The organism is Pseudomonas sp. TE3899, assembly GCF_056279105.1.
The window spans coordinates 4,019,063-4,038,776 of the sequence record NZ_JBWBQR010000001.1 but is presented as its reverse complement, the minus strand read 5'-3'; the positions used below and the strand labels follow the sequence as shown (position 1 = coordinate 4,038,776).

The window sequence follows — 19,714 nt, the reverse complement described above, 5'->3', positions numbered from 1 at the left end:
CTGACATGACGACACATATTCAACGGTCGGCCCTGTTGCCGTACCCGGCGCAAGCCCTCTATGACCTGGTCAACGACGTGGCGCGTTATCCGGAATTCCTGCCGTGGTGCTCCGCGGCGGAGGTTCTGGAGAGCTCCCCTGAACACATGCGTGCCAGTGTCGGCGTGGCCAAGGGTGGGCTGAGCCAGCATTTCGTGACGCGCAACACCCTGGTGCCCGGGCATTCGATCGAGATGAACCTCGAGGAAGGCCCGTTCAACCAGTTGCATGGCGTCTGGGTGTTCAAGCCTTTGGGTGAGAAGGCCTGCAAAATAAGCCTGGACCTGTCGTTCGACTACGCCGGGCCAATCGTGCGGGCGACGCTGGGGCCGCTATTCAATCAGGCCGCCAATACGCTGGTGGACGCGTTCTGTCAGCGCGCCAAGCAGATGCATGGTTGAGTCGGTGATCGAGGTTGAAGTGGTGTATGCCGCCGTCGATCGTCAGGTGTTGCTGAGCGTGACGGTGCCGGCGGGTGCGACGGTTCGGGATGCGTTACGCAAATCCGGCGTAGGTGCCGAGTTTCCTGAACTGGACTTGGCCAGTTGTCCGGTCGGGATCTTCGGCAAGGCGATTGCGGATCCTGACGCTCGCGTGGTTCTGGCGGGCGAGCGCATCGAGATTTACCGCCCGTTGCTCGCCGATCCAAAAGAAGTTCGCCGCTTGCGCGCTGCCAAGGCCGCCGAGGCCAAAGCGCGAAATCAGTGATCCACTAATCGCCAGACAATAAAAAACCCGGACATGCCGGGTTTTTTATTGCGTCGCAAATTATTGCGGCGTGGTGTCCAGCGGTTCCGGACTTGGGACGGGAACGGTTTCTACGCCGTCGACGTCCTTCTGGATCTGGTCCAGCAGCGAACCTGGCTTCACCGGTTTTTCCGGTTTTGGCTTCTCGGTGTTTTCTGCAGGAGCGGTCACGGTAGTGCCGGGTTCCTTGCCGAGAATGGCTTCGTCGCGGCTCACGCCAGGCATGAAGTCGCCTGACAGGCTGACAAGCTGGTCATTAGGGTTGAAGATAACGCTTATGCGTTCCTGTTGGCGTTCACCACCACCCGGTTGCAGGCTATACAGGTAATCCCAGCGATCGGCATGGAACGTGTCGGTCAGCAGAGGGTTGCCCATGATAAACCGTACTTGCCGACGGGTCATTCCCGGGCGTAACTGGTCTATCATGTCCTGCGTGACGACATTGCCCTGCTGGATGTCGATTTTGTAAACCCCGGGGAATGAACAACCGGCGAGTGCGAGCAGTCCCACGAAGGTGAAACTGGTTAGCAAGAGCTTGGTGTTTTGCATCGGTGGGCGACTTCCACTATCTTGGCTGGGACAACGTAAACGCCGATCATACCCGCATTAAGAGAAGCTGCGAAGCAGCATCGCGAGAAAGCTGACCATGGTTGAAAATAGCGAACTACGAAAAGCCGGCCTCAAAGTGACCCTGCCACGGGTCAAAATTCTGCAAATGCTCGATTCCGCCGAGCAACGCCACATGAGTGCCGAGGATGTCTACAAGGCCCTGATGGAGGCTGGTGAGGACGTCGGTCTGGCCACGGTTTACCGTGTACTGACTCAGTTCGAGGCAGCTGGCCTTGTGGTGCGACACAACTTCGACGGCGGTCACGCGGTCTTCGAACTGGACGACGGCAAGCATCACGACCATATGGTCAACGTCGAAACCAGTGAAGTGATCGAATTCTTCGACGAAGAAATCGAGCGTCTTCAGAAGGCGATCGTCGATAAGTACGGTTTCGAGATGGTGGATCACAATCTCGTGCTGTACGTACGCAAGAAAAAGTAAGTATGTCGCGCGAACAGGATGTTCGCGAAACGAGCGAAGGCGACCCCAGGGTCGCCTTCGTGCTTTCTGCCGCGCTTAAATTTTCGCGGTGATGACCATTTTCTTCGCGTGAGCCAGGGATTCCTTCGTGAGATCGATGCCCCCGAGCATACGCGCGACTTCTTCGACACGATGGGTTTTGCTCAACTTGGACACCGCCGTGTGGGTGGCATCTTCGCCGCGTACTTTGTGCACGAATAAATGCTGGTGACCTTGCGCCGCCACTTGCGGCAGGTGAGTGACCGTTAATACCTGCCCGCGCTCCCCGAGTCGTCTCAGCAACTGGCCGACGATCTCGGCAGTCGGCCCGCCGATGCCCACGTCCACTTCGTCGAACACCAGAGTTGGAACCCGGGAGGTCTGTGCGGTGATGACCTGGATCGCAAGGCTGATTCGGGACAGTTCGCCGCCCGACGCCACTTTCGCCAAGGCTTTCATCGGTTGTCCGGGGTTGGCGCTGACCAACAGTTCTACCTGTTCAAGTCCATTGGGCAGCAATTCATTGCTGGTATTGGGGCGCAACTCGATGGTGAAGCGCCCGCCGGGCATGCCCAGACGCTGGATTTCCTGTTCCACCGCGCTGGCCAGACTGCCTGAGGCTTGATGGCGCAGGTCGCTCAGGTCGCGCGCCTTCGCTTGATAATGACGGGCATAGGACGCCAGTTCATCGCTCAGGCGTTCGATGGATTCGTCGTTGGCATTGAGAGTTTCGATTTCATCCAGCAGCTTTTGCTGCATCTCGGCGACTTCGGTTGGCTGGATGCGGTGTTTGCGCGCCAGGGTGTAGATCGCGTCGAGACGTTCTTCCAGGTATTGCAGGCGTGCCGGGTCGGCGTCGAAGTTGTCGAGGAAGCGGTTCAGTTCGCCGACGGCTTCTTCAACCTGGATCTGCGCACTGGTCAGCAGGCTGCTGGCCCTCCCCCAGGGCGCTGATCGAGTTGTTCACGCTCGACAGCCGGTTGAGGCTGGCGGTCAGTGCGTTGAGTACATTGCCGGAATCACTTTCGCTGCATTGCTCGACCACTTGTCGGCAGATGCCTAGCAGCGTTTCCGCATTGGTCAGGTTCTTGTGTTCCTGTTCCAGTTGCTCCAGTTCGTTTTCGCCGAGGCCGAGGTTTTCCAGCTCTTCAAGTTGATAGCTCAGCAATTGGTGGCGAGCACGCTGCTCGTCGCCGGAGTTGGAGAGGCGTTCCAGCTCCTGACGAGTCTGGCGCCAGCGCTGGGCCGCCAGCTGAACCTGGCGGGCAAGGTCCGTGGCGCCGGCGTACTCGTCGAGCAAGCGGCGGTGGGTATCGGTCTTGAGGAGGGATTGGTGTTCGTGCTGGCTGTGGATATCGATCAGCAATTCGCCCAAAGCCTTGAGATCGCCAAGCGGGCAGGGCGTGCCGTTGATATAGCCGCGTGAACGGCCTTCAGCGGTGATCACCCGGCGCAGGATGCACGGGCCGTCGCTTTCCAGGTCGCGTTCGGCCAGCCAGGCACTGGCTTCCGGTATATCGATCAGGTCAAAGGTCGCCAGGATATCGGCCTTGTCGGCGCCGGGGCGAACCACGCCGCTGTCGGCGCGATCGCCCAGGGTCAGGCCCAGGGCGTCGAGCATGATCGACTTGCCGGCGCCGGTTTCCCCTGTGATCACGCTCATCCCGCGATCGAGTTCGAGATCGAGATGTTCAACGATGGCGTAGTTGTGTACGGACAGGTGCACCAGCATAAAGGCCGCTCCCAGGCTTTAGGTCTGGTTATTTATACAGTGTTTTATTTGTGGCTGACAATGCCCTCGCTTAGCTCGTTTTGCTTGATCCGACGAAATCGTTAGCGCATCAGGGAATGACAATGCAGTGCTTTTTGTAGGGTTAATCACCGCAAACCCCTTGAAGCTGAATTTTGCGACCCCATATAGCTGGGCAGAAGCGCGAGTTGAGCTCGCGGACGTTATTGAAAGGAGAAATTCTATGGCTGACGAACAGACAGTGGATACGCAAAATCTCGACGCCGATCAGGCCGCCCAGGTTTCGGGTGATGAACTGGCGGCGCGTGTACAAGTGCTCGAAGAGCAACTGGCGGGTGCTCATGATCAGGCTTTGCGTGTAGCGGCTGATCTGCAGAACGTCCGCCGTCGCGCCGAGCAGGATGTCGAAAAGGCTCACAAATTCGCGCTGGAAAAATTCGCCGGCGACCTGCTGCCGATCATCGACAGCCTGGAGCGTGGCCTGGAGTTGTCCAATCCGGATGACGAAAGCATCCGCCCAATGCGCGAAGGCATCGAGCTGACCCTGAAAATGTTCCAGGACACCCTGAAGCGTTATCAGTTGGAAGCAATCGATCCGCATGGCGAACCGTTCAACGCCGTTCATCATCAGGCAATGGCCATGCAAGAAAGCGCCGATGTCGAGCCGAACAGCGTGCTCAAGGTGTTTCAGAAGGGCTATCAGCTTAACGGTCGTTTGCTGCGCCCGGCCATGGTTGTGGTCAGCAAGGCACCTGCGCCGGTTTCGCCTTCGATTGATGAGCAGGCTTGAAATCAGCCGCAAGGCCCCCATTTATAAGTCAAGCGTTTAAGTGCTACCGCAGTTAGCCACCACTGCTGCGGCAACCAAATCCAAAGTTTCGGGAGAGTTAACATGGGCAAAATTATCGGTATCGACCTGGGGACCACCAACTCCTGCGTCTCCGTGCTGGAAAACGGCGTAGCCAAAGTCATTGAAAACGCTGAAGGCGCGCGTACCACGCCGTCGATCATCGCTTACGCCAACGATGGTGAGATCCTCGTTGGTCAATCGGCCAAGCGTCAGGCTGTGACCAATCCGCACAACACCCTGTATGCGGTGAAGCGTCTGATCGGTCGTAAGTTCGACGAAGAAGTCGTACAGAAAGACATCAAGATGGTCCCGTACAAAATCGCCAAGGCTGACAACGGCGACGCATGGGTTGAAGTGAACGGCCAGAAAATGTCGCCGCCACAGATCTCGGCTGAAATCCTGAAGAAAATGAAGAAGACCGCCGAAGACTACCTCGGCGAGCCAGTGACCGAAGCGGTGATCACCGTTCCGGCCTACTTCAACGACAGCCAGCGTCAGGCCACCAAAGACGCCGGCCGCATCGCGGGCCTGGACGTTAAACGTATCATCAACGAACCCACCGCAGCCGCTCTGGCTTACGGTATGGACAAGGCGAAGGGCGATCACACCGTGATCGTTTACGACCTGGGCGGCGGTACTTTCGACGTTTCCGTAATCGAAATCGCTGAAGTCGATGGCGAGCACCAGTTCGAAGTGTTGGCCACCAACGGTGACACGTTCCTGGGTGGTGAAGACTTTGACATTCGTCTGATCGACTACCTCGTCGACGAATTCAAGAAAGAAAGCGGCATGAACCTCAAAGGTGACCCGCTGGCCATGCAGCGCCTGAAAGAAGCCGCTGAAAAAGCCAAGATCGAACTGTCTTCGAGCAATTCGACCGACGTGAACCTGCCGTACATCACTGCAGACGCCACCGGTCCTAAGCACTTGAACGTGAAAATCTCCCGCGCCAAGCTTGAAGCGCTGGTGGAAGACCTGGTTCAACGCACCATCGAACCTTGCCGCATCGCTCTGAAAGACTCCGGTATCGACGTTGGCGCAATCAACGACGTGATCCTGGTCGGCGGTCAGACCCGTATGCCACTGGTTCAGAAGCTGGTGACCGAGTTCTTCGGTAAAGAAGCGCGTAAAGACGTGAACCCGGACGAAGCCGTTGCCATGGGTGCTGCTATCCAGGGCGCGGTATTGGCCGGCGACGTGAAAGACGTTCTGCTGTTGGACGTCAGCCCACTGACCCTGGGTATCGAAACCATGGGCGGCGTGATGACCGCGCTGATCGAGAAAAACACCACGATTCCTACCAAGAAATCGCAAGTGTTCTCGACTGCCGACGACAACCAGGGCGCTGTGACTATTCACGTGTTGCAAGGTGAGCGTAAGCAAGCGGCTCAGAACAAGTCCCTGGGCAAGTTCGACCTGGCCGAGATTCCACCAGCACCACGTGGCGTGCCACAAATTGAAGTGACCTTCGACATCGACGCCAACGGCATCCTGCACGTAGGCGCCAAAGACAAGGCTACCGGCAAGACTCAGTCGATCGTGATCAAGGCCAACTCGGGTCTGTCCGAGGAAGAAATTCAGCAGATGATTCGCGATGCTGAAGCCAACGTCGACGCCGATCGTCAGTTCGAAGAGCTGGCCGCTGCCCGTAACCAGGGCGATGCACTGGTTCACTCGACGCGCAAAATGGTCGCTGATGCTGGCGACAAAGTAAGCGCTGAAGAGAAGACTGCAATCGAAGCAGCCGTTGTTGCCCTGGAAGCCGCCGTCAAAGGCGACGACAAGGCTGCAATCGACGCCAAGGTTGAAGAACTGTCGAAAGTCTCCGCGCCAGTGGCTCAGAAAATGTACGCCGAACAGGCCCAGCCTGCTGAAGGCGCTGCACCGCAAGGCGAATCGGCTGAGAAGGCTGACGACGTCGTCGACGCTGAGTTCGAAGAAGTCAAAGACCACAAGTAAGTTGTTGGTCGGCCGGTTGACTGCCTTTGGGCGGTGACTGGTAGGATGTCGCCGCGCGGGAGCTTGCTCCCGCGTTGGCGTGTCTGGAGTTAGCGATTTTTTACAGCATGCGACAACGCTCGGGTGCTGGCGGTATGGCCGGGAATGCTCCTGCTTTTCGCGCCGAAAGTACCGCAATGAACAAAGACCAGGATCGTTGAATTGACGTGAGTTGGGTCCGGGCCTGTATTGGGGCTCAACGAGTTTGGCGAAGCTCAGGAGGGGTTTGCCGAACGTCCTTAAGAGTGCAAAGACTTATGGCAAAGCGTGACTATTACGAAGTATTGGGTGTTGAGCGCGGCTCAAGCGAAGCAGACCTGAAAAAGGCCTACCGTCGCCTGGCGATGAAGCATCACCCGGACCGTAATCCCGATGACAAAGCATCGGAAGACATGTTCAAGGAGGCCAACGAGGCCTACGAAGTGCTGTCCGATTCCAGCAAGCGCGCGGCTTACGACCAGTACGGTCATGCCGGTGTCGACCCGAGCATGGGTGGCGGCGGTCCCGGTTTTGGCGGTCAGAACTTCTCCGATATCTTTGGCGATGTCTTCAGTGACTTCTTCGGTGGTGGTCGCGGTGGTTCTCGTGGCGGCGCTCAGCGCGGCAGCGACCTGCGTTACACCCTGGAGCTGAACCTGGAAGAAGCGGTGCGTGGCACGACCGTGAATATCCGCGTTCCGACACTGGTCAACTGCAAGCCTTGCGACGGTTCGGGGGCCAAGAAAGGCTCCTCGCCGATCACCTGCCCGACGTGCGGCGGTATCGGTCAGGTCCGTATGCAACAAGGCTTCTTCTCGGTGCAGCAGACTTGCCCGCGCTGCCATGGCCAGGGCAAGATCATTTCCGATCCGTGCGACTCCTGCCACGGCGAAGGTCGCGTCGAAGAGTACAAAACCCTTTCCGTCAAAGTGCCGGCCGGTGTTGATACCGGTGACCGCATTCGCCTGTCTGGCGAAGGCGAGGCGGGCGCCCAGGGTGGCCCAACTGGCGACCTGTACGTGGTGATCAACGTGCGCGAGCACGCGATCTTCCAGCGCGACGGCAAGCATCTGTTCTGCGAAGTGCCGATCAGTTTCGTCGACGCGGCATTGGGCGGCGAGCTGGAGATTCCGACCCTCGATGGTCGGGTCAAACTGAAAATCCCGGAAGGGACCCAGACCGGCAAACAGTTCCGTGTTCGCGGCAAAGGCGTTGCGCCGGTGCGTGGCGGCGGTGCGGGTGACTTGATGTGTCGCGTGGCGGTGGAAACCCCGGTCAACCTGGGTCGTCGTCAGCGTGAATTGCTCGAAGAGTTCCGCAGCTCCCTGGCGGACGACAACAGCCATTCGCCGAAAACCACCGGTTGGTTCGAAGGCGTGAAGCGCTTCTTCGGCGATTTGTAAGGAGTGAACATGCGACGTATTGCGGTGATGGGCGCTGCCGGGCGCATGGGCAAAATCCTGGTCGAAGCGGTGCAGCAACGCGCACCGTTGACCGGTCTGACGGCGGCCATCGTGCGCCCTGGCAGCACGCTGATTGGCGTGGATGCCGGGGAGCTGGCTTCCTTGGGGCGTATTGGTGTGCCGTTGTCCGGGCATGTAGAAGCGGTGGCTGAAGAGTTCGATGTGTTGATCGACTTCACGTTGCCGGAAGTCATGCTGAAAAACCTGGCGTTCTGCCGCAAGGCGGGCAAAGCCATGGTGATCGGTACGACCGGGCTGGACGCGGCGCAGAAGCAGTTGCTGGCCGAGGCGGGCAAGGATATTCCGATCGTGTTCGCGGCTAACTTCAGTGTGGGTGTGAACCTGTCATTGAAGCTGCTCGACATGGCGGCTCGTGTGCTGGGCGATGAGGCGGATATCGAAATCATCGAAGCGCACCATCGGCATAAGATCGATGCACCTTCCGGCACGGCGCTACGCATGGGTGAAGTCATCGCCAGCGCACTGGATCGTGATCTGCAGAAGGTTGCGGTTTATGGTCGTGAAGGCCATACCGGCGCTCGCGAGCGCGAAACCATCGGCTTTGCCACGGTTCGCGGTGGTGATGTGGTGGGGGATCATACGGTGCTGTTCGCCTGCGAGGGTGAGCGCCTTGAGATCACGCACAAGGCATCAAGCCGCATGACCTTCGCCAAGGGTGCGGTGCGTGCTGCATTGTGGCTGGATGGGCGTGAGCCTGGCCTCTACGACATGCAAGACGTACTCGACCTGCGTTAAGATGCGCCCGAAATCGGGTTCAAACCTTGCGTTTGAGCCCGGTTTTACACTGCCAGGCGACGTCCTGTCGCATTCCCCGGCCTTTAAGGCTCATTGGCGGTAGACCAAAAAAGCCTTTTTCTGTAAGCTACAGCTTTAGTGTGTCCACTAAAAGCGCGCAGAATTATTCGGTGAAGAAGCGGGGTGACGTGTCCATACGTCACTCCGCTTTTTTACAACCTGCGATCGCCCTTTCAGGCTTTATTTACGGGAGGTCTTCTTGACTAAGCCAGCCATACTCGCCCTTGCTGATGGCAGCATTTTTCGCGGCGAAGCCATTGGAGCCGACGGTCAGACCGTTGGAGAGGTGGTGTTCAACACCGCCATGACCGGCTATCAGGAAATCCTTACCGATCCTTCCTACGCCCAACAGATCGTTACCCTGACTTACCCGCACATCGGCAACACCGGTACTACACCGGAAGACGCCGAGTCCGACCGCGTCTGGTCCGCTGGTCTGGTCATCCGTGACTTGCCACTGGTTGCGAGCAACTGGCGTAACACGATGTCCTTGTCCGATTACCTGAAAGCCAACAACGTTGTGGCTATCGCTGGTATCGACACCCGCCGCCTGACACGCATCCTGCGTGAGAAAGGCGCGCAGAATGGCTGCATCATGGCCGGCGACAACATCTCCGAAGAAGCCGCCATCGCCGCTGCCCAGGGCTTCCCAGGCCTCAAGGGCATGGACCTGGCGAAAGTCGTCAGCACCAAAGAGAAGTACGAGTGGCGCTCGACTGTCTGGGACTTGAAAACCGACAGCCACGCGACCATCGACGCCTCCGAGCTGCCTTACCACGTGGTGGCCTACGACTACGGCGTCAAGCTGAACATCCTGCGCATGCTGGTCGCGCGCGGTTGCCGTGTGACCGTGGTGCCAGCCCAGACTCCTGCTGCTGACGTTCTGGCGCTGAAGCCGGACGGCGTGTTCCTGTCCAACGGCCCTGGTGACCCGGAGCCTTGCGACTACGCAATCCAGGCGATCAAGGACGTGCTCGAAACCGAGATTCCGGTGTTCGGCATCTGCCTCGGTCACCAACTGCTGGCCCTGGCCTCCGGCGCCAAGACCCTGAAAATGGGCCACGGCCACCACGGCGCCAACCACCCGGTCCAGGACCTGGACACCGGCGTTGTGATGATCACCAGCCAGAACCACGGTTTTGCGGTAGACGATGCGACCCTGCCAGCCAACGTCCGGGCGATCCACAAATCGCTGTTCGACGGCACCCTGCAAGGCATCGAGCGTACCGACAAGAGCGCCTTCAGCTTCCAGGGTCACCCTGAAGCCAGCCCTGGCCCGAACGACGTAGCGCCTCTGTTTGATCGCTTCATCAACGAAATGGCCAAGCGACGCTAATCGCTGGCACTGATGCAGCAAAGCTTGAGGGAGGTCCTGACACCAGCGACCCCCTCAAGGCTTAACAGATTGACAAGACGGCTTGCCGACTGACCTGCGGATTTGAGTGACAAACCCATGCCAAAACGTACAGACATAAAAAGCATCCTGATTCTCGGCGCTGGCCCGATCGTTATCGGCCAGGCTTGCGAATTCGACTACTCCGGCGCCCAGGCCTGCAAAGCCCTGCGCGAGGAGGGTTACCGCGTCATCCTGGTGAACTCCAACCCAGCGACCATCATGACCGACCCGGACATGGCCGACGCCACGTACATCGAGCCGATCAAGTGGCAGACCGTTGCCAAGATCATCGAGAAAGAGCGTCCGGACGCGCTGCTGCCGACCATGGGTGGCCAGACTGCCCTGAACTGCGCACTGGACCTGGAGCGCGAAGGCGTTCTGGAGAAGTTCGGCGTAGAGATGATCGGCGCCAACGCTGACACCATCGACAAGGCTGAAGACCGCTCGCGCTTTGACAAGGCGATGAAATCCATCGGCCTGGACTGCCCGCGCTCGGGTATCGCCCACAGCATGGAAGAGGCCAACGCAGTGCTCGAGAAGCTTGGCTTCCCGTGCATCATCCGTCCGTCCTTCACCATGGGTGGCACCGGCGGCGGCATCGCTTACAACCGCGAAGAGTTCGAAGAAATCTGCGCCCGTGGCCTGGACCTGTCGCCGACCAAAGAGCTGCTGATCGACGAATCCCTGATCGGCTGGAAAGAGTACGAGATGGAGGTTGTCCGCGATAAGAAGGACAACTGCATCATCGTCTGCTCCATCGAAAACTTCGACCCGATGGGTGTGCACACCGGTGACTCGATCACTGTTGCGCCAGCACAGACCCTGACGGACAAGGAATACCAGATCATGCGTAACGCCTCGTTGGCGGTACTGCGTGAAATCGGCGTGGAAACCGGCGGTTCCAACGTCCAGTTCGGCATTTGCCCGGACACTGGCCGTATGGTCGTGATCGAGATGAACCCGCGTGTATCCCGCTCTTCGGCGCTGGCCTCGAAAGCCACTGGTTTCCCGATCGCGCGTATCGCTGCCAAGCTGGCGATCGGCTACACCCTGGACGAGTTGCAGAACGAAATCACCGGCGGCGCTACGCCTGCGTCCTTCGAGCCGTCGATCGACTACGTCGTCACCAAGCTGCCACGCTTCGCCTTCGAAAAATTCCCGAAAGCCGACGCACGCCTGACCACTCAAATGAAGTCGGTCGGTGAGGTCATGGCCATCGGCCGGACTTTCCAGGAATCCCTGCAGAAAGCCCTTCGCGGTCTGGAAGTGGGCGTTTGCGGCCTGGACGAGAAGCTCGACCTGAGCAACCCGGAAAGCATGAGCGTGCTCAAGCGCGAACTGACCGTGCCAGGCGCCGAGCGTATCTGGTACGTGGCTGACGCCTTCCGCGCCGGCCTGTCGGTCGAAGACATCTTCGGCATGAACATGATCGATCCATGGTTCCTGGTGCAGATCGAAGATCTGATCAAGGAAGAAGAGAAGGTCAAGACCCTGGGTCTGGCCAGCATCGACCGCGACATGATGTTCAAGCTCAAGCGCAAGGGCTTCTCCGACATGCGTCTGGCCAAGCTGCTGGGTGTGACCGAGAAAAACCTGCGTCGCCATCGTCACAAGCTCGAAGTGTTCCCGGTCTACAAGCGCGTTGACACCTGCGCGGCCGAGTTCGCCACCGACACTGCCTACATGTACTCGACCTACGAGGAAGAGTGCGAAGCCGCGCCGACGGGCCGCGACAAGATCATGATCCTCGGCGGCGGTCCTAACCGTATCGGCCAAGGCATCGAGTTCGACTACTGCTGCGTACACGCGGCACTGGCCCTGCGCGCCGACGGTTACGAGACCATCATGGTCAACTGCAACCCGGAAACCGTATCCACTGATTACGACACCTCCGATCGCCTGTACTTCGAGCCAGTGACCCTGGAAGACGTGCTGGAAATCTGCCGCGTCGAGAAGCCAAAAGGCGTGATCGTCCAGTACGGCGGCCAGACCCCGCTAAAACTGGCGCGAGCCCTTGAAGAAGCCGGCGTACCGATCATCGGCACCAGCCCTGACGCCATCGATCGCGCCGAAGACCGCGAGCGCTTCCAGCAAATGGTTGAGCGCCTGAACCTGCGTCAGCCGCCAAACGCCACCGTGCGCAGCGAAGACGAAGCGATTCGTGCCGCTGCCAAGATCGGTTACCCGCTGGTGGTTCGTCCGTCCTACGTACTGGGCGGCCGCGCGATGGAAATCGTCTACGAAGAAGAAGAGCTCAAGCGCTACCTGCGTGACGCGGTGAAAGTGTCCAACGACAGCCCGGTGCTGCTCGACCACTTCCTCAATTGCGCCATCGAAATGGACGTGGATGCAGTTTGCGACGGCACCGATGTGGTGATCGGCGCGATCATGCAACACATCGAACAGGCGGGTGTTCACTCCGGTGACTCTGCGTGCTCCCTGCCACCGTACTCGCTGCCTGGCCACATCCAGGACGAGATGCGCGAACAGGTCAAGAAAATGGCTCTGGAGTTGGGCGTTGTCGGCCTGATGAACGTGCAATTGGCGCTGCAAGGCGAAGACATCTACGTCATCGAAGTCAACCCGCGCGCTTCTCGTACCGTACCGTTCGTGTCCAAGTGCATCGGTGTTTCCCTGGCCATGATCGCGGCTCGCGTGATGGCTGGTAAAACCTTGAAAGAAATTGGCTTCACCAAGGAAATCATTCCGAACTTCTACAGCGTGAAAGAGGCGGTGTTCCCATTCGCCAAATTCCCTGGTGTGGACCCGATCCTGGGCCCAGAGATGAAGTCCACGGGTGAGGTGATGGGCGTGGGCGACACCTTCGGCGAAGCGTTCGCCAAGGCCCAGATGGGTGCCAGCGAAGTGCTGCCGACCGGCGGTACCGCGTTCATCAGCGTGCGTGACGACGACAAGCCACTGGTTGCAGGTGTGGCGCGTGATCTGATCAACTTGGGTTTCGAAGTGGTTGCCACTGCCGGCACTGCCAAGCTGATCGAAGCCGCAGGCCTGAAAGTGCGTCGTGTGAACAAGGTGACCGAAGGTCGTCCGCACGTGGTCGACATGATCAAGAATGACGAAGTCACCCTGATCATCAACACCACTGAAGGTCGTCAGTCGATCGCTGATTCCTACTCCATTCGTCGTAATGCCTTGCAGCACAAGATCTACTGCACCACCACCATTGCTGCTGGCGAAGCTATCTGCGAAGCGTTGAAGTTCGGTCCCGAGAAGACCGTGCGCCGCTTGCAGGACCTACACGCAGGATTGAAGGCATGATCAAATACCCAATGACCGTCCAGGGCGCCAAAGCCCTGGAAGAAGAACACGCTCACCTGACCAAGGTCGTCCGTCCGAAGCTCAGCCAAGACATCGGCACCGCTCGCGAGTTGGGCGATCTGAAGGAAAACGCCGAATACCACGCTGCTCGCGAGCAGCAGGGTATGGTTGAGGCGCGGATCCGTGACATCGAAGGCCGCATGCAGAACGCGGTGATCATCGATGTCACGACCATTCCTCACACCGGTAAAGTGATTTTCGGCACCACCGTTGAAATCGCCAACGTCGAGACCGACGAAACCGTTACTTACCACATCGTGGGTGAGGACGAGGCTGACTTCAAACTGGGCAAGATCTCGGTGGGTTCGCCTCTGGCTCGCGCCTTGATCGCCAAGGAAGAGGGTGACGTGGTTGCCGTGAAAACGCCGAGCGGCGTTATCGAGTACGAGATTGTCGAAGTCCGCCACATCTGAAAGAAGGCGCCCGCTGCGTGCGGGCGTCATGCTTTGGCAGTTGACTCAGATGCTGTGGGTCGGCGGCTTGTGGTTGTTGCACATCGGTTTGCTGCCGGTGCTGGGCAAAATTGGCCTGGCACCGCTGCTGATCGACGAAATTACAGGCATGCTGGATGCGCTGATGGTCGGTTTCGCCACAGCGTGTGTGATTTTTCAGGCTTTGGTGCTGATTCAGGCCGAGGGCCTTGTCAGTCTATGGCGGGATATTCGCGGGCAACTGCTGTTGATGGCGTTGTATGCGTGCGGGATGTTTTTCATCGTGCGCATGGGCTGGCCGGAGGCGGTGCGCTGGGAAACGTTCAGCTATCTTGTTCTGGGGTTTTCCGGGCTGGTGCTGGTGTTGCAACCGGTGCCTGGATGGAGTGGCAGGGTGCGCGAAGCACACCCTTGACCCTTGCCATCACTTGAAGCGATGGACGTTCGACAGCTGCTTGTTGACGCTGAAGTTCTTGCGGTAAATCAGTGCCATCTTGCCGATGACCTGAACCAGGTCCGCTTTGCCGACCTTGCACAGTTCTGCAATGTTGGCCAAGCGCGACTCGCGATCGAGGATGTTGAGCTTGATTTTAATCAGCTCGTGATCCGCCAACGCGCGTTCAAGTTCGGCTAACACACCTTCAGTCAAACCGTTATCAGCCACAGTCAAAACTGGTTTCAGATGGTGGCCAATGGATTTGTACTGTTTCTTCTGCTCTTGAGTGAGCGGCATAATCTGACCCCTGCGTCTGATCTTGTAAAAAGCGGCGGCCAGTTTACCCGAGCGAGTCCGGGACCGCCCAGTTAATCACGACCCGTTTTATTTTCGAGGTGGCCCGTGGCCCGTTCCAAGACAAGCCTTAAGTGGCTGCAAAGACATGTCAATGATCCCTATGTGAAGCAGGCGCAGAAGGATGGTTACCGTTCGCGTGCGAGTTACAAGCTTCTGGAGGTCCAGGAGAAATACAAACTGATCCGTCCAGGTATGAGTGTTGTCGACCTGGGAGCGGCGCCCGGCGGCTGGTCGCAGGTCACTAGTCGGCTGATCGGTGGTCAGGGGCGTCTGATCGCCTCGGACATCCTGGAGATGGACAGCATTCCGGACGTGACTTTCATCCAGGGTGACTTCACCCGGGACGACGTGCTCGCTCAGATCCTTGAAGCCGTTGGTAATTCGCAGGTGGACCTTGTGATTTCCGATATGGCCCCCAATATGAGTGGTACGCCTGAAGTGGACATGCCGAAAGCCATGTTTCTCTGCGAGCTGGCTCTTGATCTGGCGGCTCGGATACTCAAACCGGGTGGTAATTTTGTGATCAAGGTGTTTCAGGGCGAAGGGTTTGATGCTTACGTGAAGGACGCTCGTCAGAAATTCGACAAGGTCCAGATGATCAAGCCGGACTCTTCCCGTGGCAGTTCCCGCGAGCAATACATGCTGGCTTGGGGCTACCGCGGCCGTAGTGAGTAAATCGAGGTTTTTTCGCGGGTCGATAGGATTTTCGTATTTCGCCCCGTGAGCATTAGCGAATATTGTGTAGAAAGTGTTTCACAAAGGGTTACAGACGGCGCCTGCCAGAGTCGTAGGTAATGTAGTAAGTTAGGCCGGTGAATATCATGCGAAGCGCGCGCCAGTAGCGGAGCTTGCTTCAGAGGGTAGTTAATTGAACGATATGGCAAAGAATCTGATCCTGTGGTTGATCATCGCGGCTGTCCTGGTGACGGTGATGAACAACTTCTCCAGCCCTAACGAGCCGCAGACCCTTAACTATTCCGACTTCATCCAGCAGGTCAAGGATGGCAAGGTCGAGCGCGTAGCCGTGGATGGCTATGTGATTACCGGCAAGCGCAACGATGGCGACAGCTTCAAGACCATTCGTCCGGCAATCCAGGACAATGGCCTGATCGGCGATCTTGTGGACAACCACGTTGTGGTCGAAGGCAAGCAGCCTGAGCAGCAAAGCATCTGGACTCAACTCCTGGTCGCAAGCTTCCCGATCCTGGTGATCATCGCCGTGTTCATGTTTTTCATGCGGCAGATGCAGGGCGGTGCCGGTGGCAAGGGCGGGCCGATGAGCTTCGGCAAGAGCAAGGCGCGTCTGCTTTCCGAAGATCAGGTAAAAACTACCCTGGGTGACGTTGCCGGTTGCGACGAAGCCAAGGAAGAAGTCGGCGAGTTGGTCGAGTTCCTGCGCGATCCGGGCAAGTTCCAGCGCCTCGGCGGCCGCATTCCTCGCGGCGTGCTGATGGTAGGTCCTCCGGGTACCGGTAAGACCTTGCTCGCCAAGGCAATTGCCGGCGAAGCCAAGGTGCCGTTCTTCACCATTTCCGGCTCCGACTTCGTTGAAATGTTTGTGGGTGTCGGTGCAAGCCGTGTTCGCGACATGTTCGAACAAGCCAAGAAACACGCGCCATGCATCATCTTCATCGATGAAATCGACGCCGTTGGTCGCCATCGTGGCGCCGGCATGGGTGGCGGTCACGATGAGCGTGAGCAGACGCTCAACCAGTTGCTGGTTGAGATGGACGGCTTCGAAATGAATGACGGCATCATCGTCATTGCCGCCACCAACCGTCCGGATGTCCTTGACCCTGCATTGCTGCGTCCCGGCCGTTTCGACCGTCAGGTTGTGGTCGGCCTGCCGGACATTCGTGGTCGTGAGCAGATTCTCAAGGTCCACATGCGCAAAGTGCCAATGGGTGACGACGTCGCTCCAGCCGTGATCGCTCGTGGCACTCCTGGCTTCTCCGGTGCTGACCTGGCCAACCTGGTGAACGAAGCGTCGTTGTTCGCAGCCCGTACCGGCAAGCGCATCGTCGAGATGAAAGAGTTCGAACTGGCCAAAGACAAGATCATGATGGGCGCCGAGCGCAAATCGATGGTCATGTCCGAGAAAGAGAAGCAGAACACCGCTTACCACGAAGCTGGCCACGCAATCGTCGGTCGCGTCGTGCCTGAGCATGATCCGGTCTACAAGGTGTCGATCATTCCGCGCGGTCGTGCGCTGGGTGTGACCATGTTCCTGCCGGAAGAAGATCGCTACAGCCTGTCCAAGCGTGCACTGATCAGTCAGATCTGCTCGTTGTACGGTGGCCGTATCGCCGAAGAGATGACCCTGGGCTTTGACGGCGTTACCACGGGTGCTTCCAACGACATCATGCGTGCCAGCCAGATTGCACGGAACATGGTGACCAAGTGGGGTCTGTCGGAAAAACTCGGTCCGTTGATGTACGCCGAAGAAGAGGGCGAAGTGTTCCTCGGTCGTGGCGGTGGCGGTCAGAGCGCAAGCTTCTCCGGTGAGACAGCCAAGCTGATTGACTCCGAAGTGCGCAGCATCATTGATCAGTGCTACGGCACGGCCAAGCAGATTCTCACGGATAACCGTGACAAGCTCGATGCTATGGCTGATGCCTTGATGAAGTACGAGACGATCGATGCTGACCAGATCGACGACATCATGGCCGGCCGTACGCCTCGCGAGCCACGCGATTGGTCGGGTGGTGGGGCAGGTTCCTCCGGAACACCTCCGGTGGCGCAGGATCCTCGTCCGGAAACACCGATCGGCGGTCCGGCTGCTGACGTTTAAGGTTTGAAATGACTTCTGTTCAGTCCCTGACCCGGTTGCCTTGCGGCAACCGGGTTCTTGATTTGGCCCATACGCATGTCATGGGCATTCTCAATGTCACTCCCGATTCCTTTTCCGACGGCGGCCGATACAGCCAGCTCGATGCGGCGCTGCGTCACGCTGAAGCGATGGTAGCGGCTGGCGCGACGCTGATTGATGTAGGTGGCGAATCGACTCGACCGGGCGCCAGGGCGGTTTCGCCGCTTGAAGAGCTCGAACGTGTTGCGCCGATTGTCGAGCGCATCAATCGCGAGCTGGATGTGATTATCTCGGTCGATACTTCCACGCCGGCAGTCATGCGCGAAACCGCGCGACTGGGGGCAGGGTTGATCAATGACGTGCGCGCCTTGCGGCGTGATGGCGCCCTGGATGCAGCGGCGGCCACCGGTCTCCCGGTGTGCCTGATGCACATGCTCGGCGAGCCGGGCGATATGCAGGACAACCCGCAGTATCAGGACGTGACCAAAGAGGTTGGCGAGTTTCTCGTCGAGCGCATGGCGCAATGTGCGTCAGTGGGGATTCCGGCCGAGCGGATCATCCTTGATCCGGGTTTCGGTTTCGCAAAAAGCCTGCAGCACAATCTAAGCTTGTTCAAACATATGGAGGCTCTCCATGCCTTGGGGCGGCCCCTGTTGGTCGGGGTTTCGCGAAAGAGCATGATTGGTCTGGCGTTGAATCGTCCGGTCGGAGAGCGCCTTTTTGGTGGTCTGGCGCTCGCAGCGCTGGCTTCGGTCAAGGGCGCGCGTATATTGCGCGTCCATGATGTGGCCGAAACAGTCGATGTGGTGCGAATGATCGCCGCAGTAGAATCAGCCGAATAAGAATGATGGGGCACTTATGACTAGGAAATACTTTGGTACCGACGGCATTCGTGGTCGGGTCGGGCAATATCCGATTACTCCAGACTTCATGCTCAAGCTCGGCTGGGCGGCTGGCATGGCGTTTCGCAAAATGGGCGCCTGCAAGGTGCTGGTAGGCAAGGACACGCGTATCTCCGGATACATGTTCGAGTCGGCGCTGGAAGCCGGGCTTACCTCCGCAGGCGCTGACGTAATGCTGCTGGGACCGATGCCGACGCCGGCCATCGCCTATCTGACGCGCACGTTCCATGCCGAAGCAGGCATCGTGATCAGTGCTTCGCACAATCCTCACGATGACAATGGCATCAAGTTTTTCTCCGGGAAAGGCACCAAGCTTCCGGACGAAGTCGAATTGATGATCGAGGAATTGCTCGACACCCCAATGACCGTGGTCGAGTCGAGCAAGATCGGCAAAGTGTCGCGCATCAACGACGCTTCGGGTCGTTACATTGAATTCTGCAAAAGCAGCGTCCCGACCGGCACCAGCTTCGCGGGCCTGAAGATCGTGATCGACTGCGCCCATGGCGCGGTCTACAAAGTGGCGCCTAGTGTGTTTCGTGAGCTGGGTGCCGATGTTGTCGTGCTGTCTGCCCAGCCAAACGGGCTGAACATCAACGACAATTGTGGTTCGACCCATATGGGGCAGCTCCAGGCCGCCGTACTGGCCGAGCATGCCGATCTGGGTATCGCCTTCGACGGTGATGGCGATCGGGTCCTGATGGTCGATCACACGGGCGCTATCGTCGATGGTGACGAGTTGCTGTTCATCATTGCCCGCGATCTGCATGAGCGTGGCAAGTTGCAGGGCGGTGTGGTCGGCACATTGATGAGTAACCTTGGGCTGGAACTGGCCCTGGCGGATCTGGCGATTCCTTTCGTGCGTGCCAACGTTGGCGACCGTTACGTGATTGCAGACCTGCTTGAGCGCAATTGGTTGGTCGGTGGCGAAAACTCCGGGCACATCGTCTGCTTCAACCACACCACGACCGGTGACGCGATCATCGCTGCGTTGCAGGTGTTGATGGCGCTGAGAACGCGTTCCGAAGGGCTGGCTCAGGCGCGCCAGGCGTTGCGCAAGTGCCCGCAGGTGCTGATCAACGTCCGTTTCGGTGGTGGTGCGAGCCCTCTCGATCATCCGTCGGTCAAGGAGGCCAGTGAGCGTGTTACGCAAGCCATGGCGGGTCGCGGGCGCGTGCTGTTGCGCAAGTCAGGGACAGAGCCTCTAGTGCGGGTCATGGTCGAAGGCGAGGACGAAACACTGGTTCGTGGTTATGCCGAAGAGCTGGCAAAACTGGTTACTGAAGTTTCTGCCTGAATTCGGCTTGCCAGTCATGATTGTGTTGGGTAACATCTG

The 19,714-nt window shown here is 58.4% G+C and carries 17 protein-coding genes and 1 pseudogene; 15 read left to right on the top strand and 3 right to left on the bottom strand.

The window, feature by feature from the left end; translation table 11 throughout:
- Positions 1-5 precede the first annotated feature (5 nt).
- Complete coding sequence (locus ACZ89E_RS18535) at positions 6-440, top strand: type II toxin-antitoxin system RatA family toxin (protein ID WP_054050071.1); 435 nt, start codon at positions 6-8, stop codon at positions 438-440.
- Complete coding sequence (locus tag ACZ89E_RS18530) at positions 433-747, top strand: RnfH family protein (RefSeq protein WP_476256189.1); 315 nt, start codon at positions 433-435, stop codon at positions 745-747. Before ACZ89E_RS18535 ends, ACZ89E_RS18530 begins: the two co-directional genes overlap by 8 nt.
- A gap of 60 nt (positions 748-807) precedes the next feature.
- On the opposite strand, the gene ACZ89E_RS18525 is transcribed toward ACZ89E_RS18530, so the two are convergent.
- A complete protein-coding gene (locus ACZ89E_RS18525) occupies positions 808-1,335 on the bottom strand; it encodes an outer membrane protein assembly factor BamE (RefSeq protein ID WP_054050068.1) in 528 nt (175 codons plus the stop codon).
- A 97-nt stretch (positions 1,336-1,432) separates the two neighbouring features.
- On the opposite strand from ACZ89E_RS18525, the gene fur reads away from it, so the two are divergent.
- Positions 1,433-1,837 carry a ferric iron uptake transcriptional regulator gene (gene fur, locus ACZ89E_RS18520; RefSeq protein WP_003197684.1) on the top strand — a complete coding sequence of 135 codons (405 nt, stop codon included), beginning with the start codon at positions 1,433-1,435 and terminating at the stop codon, positions 1,835-1,837.
- A 75-nt stretch (positions 1,838-1,912) separates the two neighbouring features.
- On the opposite strand, the pseudogene recN reads toward fur, so the two are convergent.
- Positions 1,913-3,587, bottom strand: a pseudogene (gene recN / locus ACZ89E_RS18515) (DNA repair protein RecN).
- 241 nt (positions 3,588-3,828) lie between these two features.
- On the opposite strand from recN, the gene grpE reads away from it, so the two are divergent.
- The 8 genes from grpE to ACZ89E_RS18475 all read left to right on the top strand — a co-directional run bounded on the left by grpE (position 3,829) and on the right by ACZ89E_RS18475 (position 14,292).
- Complete coding sequence (gene grpE / locus ACZ89E_RS18510; protein WP_149657647.1) at positions 3,829-4,395, top strand: nucleotide exchange factor GrpE; 567 nt, start codon at positions 3,829-3,831, stop codon at positions 4,393-4,395.
- Between the two features lie 102 nt (positions 4,396-4,497).
- The gene (gene dnaK, locus ACZ89E_RS18505) at positions 4,498-6,414 is read left to right on the top strand and encodes a molecular chaperone DnaK (protein ID WP_054050062.1); all 1,917 of its coding nucleotides are present in this window, start codon (positions 4,498-4,500) and stop codon (positions 6,412-6,414) included.
- 296 nt (positions 6,415-6,710) lie between these two features.
- The gene (dnaJ, locus tag ACZ89E_RS18500) at positions 6,711-7,835 is read left to right on the top strand and encodes a molecular chaperone DnaJ (RefSeq protein WP_476256188.1); all 1,125 of its coding nucleotides are present in this window, start codon (positions 6,711-6,713) and stop codon (positions 7,833-7,835) included.
- Between the two features lie 9 nt (positions 7,836-7,844).
- Positions 7,845-8,651 carry a 4-hydroxy-tetrahydrodipicolinate reductase gene (gene dapB, locus ACZ89E_RS18495; RefSeq protein WP_133838474.1) on the top strand — a complete coding sequence of 269 codons (807 nt, stop codon included), beginning with the start codon at positions 7,845-7,847 and terminating at the stop codon, positions 8,649-8,651.
- A gap of 259 nt (positions 8,652-8,910) precedes the next feature.
- On the top strand, positions 8,911-10,047 hold the full coding sequence (gene carA, locus ACZ89E_RS18490) for a glutamine-hydrolyzing carbamoyl-phosphate synthase small subunit (protein WP_463259374.1): 1,137 nt from the start codon (positions 8,911-8,913) through the stop codon (positions 10,045-10,047).
- Positions 10,048-10,164: 117 nt separating this feature from the next.
- Entirely contained in the window at positions 10,165-13,386 is a 3,222-nt protein-coding gene (carB, locus tag ACZ89E_RS18485; protein WP_123516477.1) for a carbamoyl-phosphate synthase large subunit, read from the top strand.
- Positions 13,383-13,859 (top strand): transcription elongation factor GreA, encoded by a 477-nt coding sequence (gene greA, locus ACZ89E_RS18480; RefSeq protein ID WP_054050053.1) that lies wholly within the window; start codon positions 13,383-13,385, stop codon positions 13,857-13,859. Before carB ends, greA begins: the two co-directional genes overlap by 4 nt.
- A 28-nt stretch (positions 13,860-13,887) precedes the next feature.
- Positions 13,888-14,292: an MFS transporter gene (locus ACZ89E_RS18475; RefSeq protein ID WP_149657644.1), complete on the top strand. Its 405-nt coding sequence runs from the start codon at positions 13,888-13,890 to the stop codon at positions 14,290-14,292.
- A 9-nt stretch (positions 14,293-14,301) separates the two neighbouring features.
- Here ACZ89E_RS18475 and ACZ89E_RS18470 read toward each other — a convergent pair whose 3' ends face one another.
- Positions 14,302-14,610 carry a YhbY family RNA-binding protein gene (locus tag ACZ89E_RS18470; RefSeq protein ID WP_008005472.1) on the bottom strand — a complete coding sequence of 103 codons (309 nt, stop codon included), beginning with the start codon at positions 14,608-14,610 and terminating at the stop codon, positions 14,302-14,304.
- Positions 14,611-14,715: 105 nt separating this feature from the next.
- On the opposite strand from ACZ89E_RS18470, the gene rlmE reads away from it, so the two are divergent.
- The 4 genes from rlmE (at position 14,716) to glmM (ending at position 19,675) form a co-directional block, all read left to right on the top strand.
- Positions 14,716-15,345, top strand: coding sequence for a 23S rRNA (uridine(2552)-2'-O)-methyltransferase RlmE (gene rlmE, locus ACZ89E_RS18465; protein ID WP_020299918.1), 630 nt, complete (start codon positions 14,716-14,718; stop codon positions 15,343-15,345).
- A 202-nt stretch (positions 15,346-15,547) separates the two neighbouring features.
- Complete coding sequence (gene ftsH / locus ACZ89E_RS18460) at positions 15,548-17,461, top strand: ATP-dependent zinc metalloprotease FtsH (protein ID WP_149657643.1); 1,914 nt, start codon at positions 15,548-15,550, stop codon at positions 17,459-17,461.
- Positions 17,462-17,469: 8 nt separating this feature from the next.
- Positions 17,470-18,321 carry a dihydropteroate synthase gene (folP, locus tag ACZ89E_RS18455; protein WP_149657642.1) on the top strand — a complete coding sequence of 284 codons (852 nt, stop codon included), beginning with the start codon at positions 17,470-17,472 and terminating at the stop codon, positions 18,319-18,321.
- Positions 18,322-18,337: 16 nt separating this feature from the next.
- Positions 18,338-19,675: a phosphoglucosamine mutase gene (glmM, locus tag ACZ89E_RS18450; protein WP_149657641.1), complete on the top strand. Its 1,338-nt coding sequence runs from the start codon at positions 18,338-18,340 to the stop codon at positions 19,673-19,675.
- The last annotated feature ends 39 nt before the right edge of the window (positions 19,676-19,714 follow it).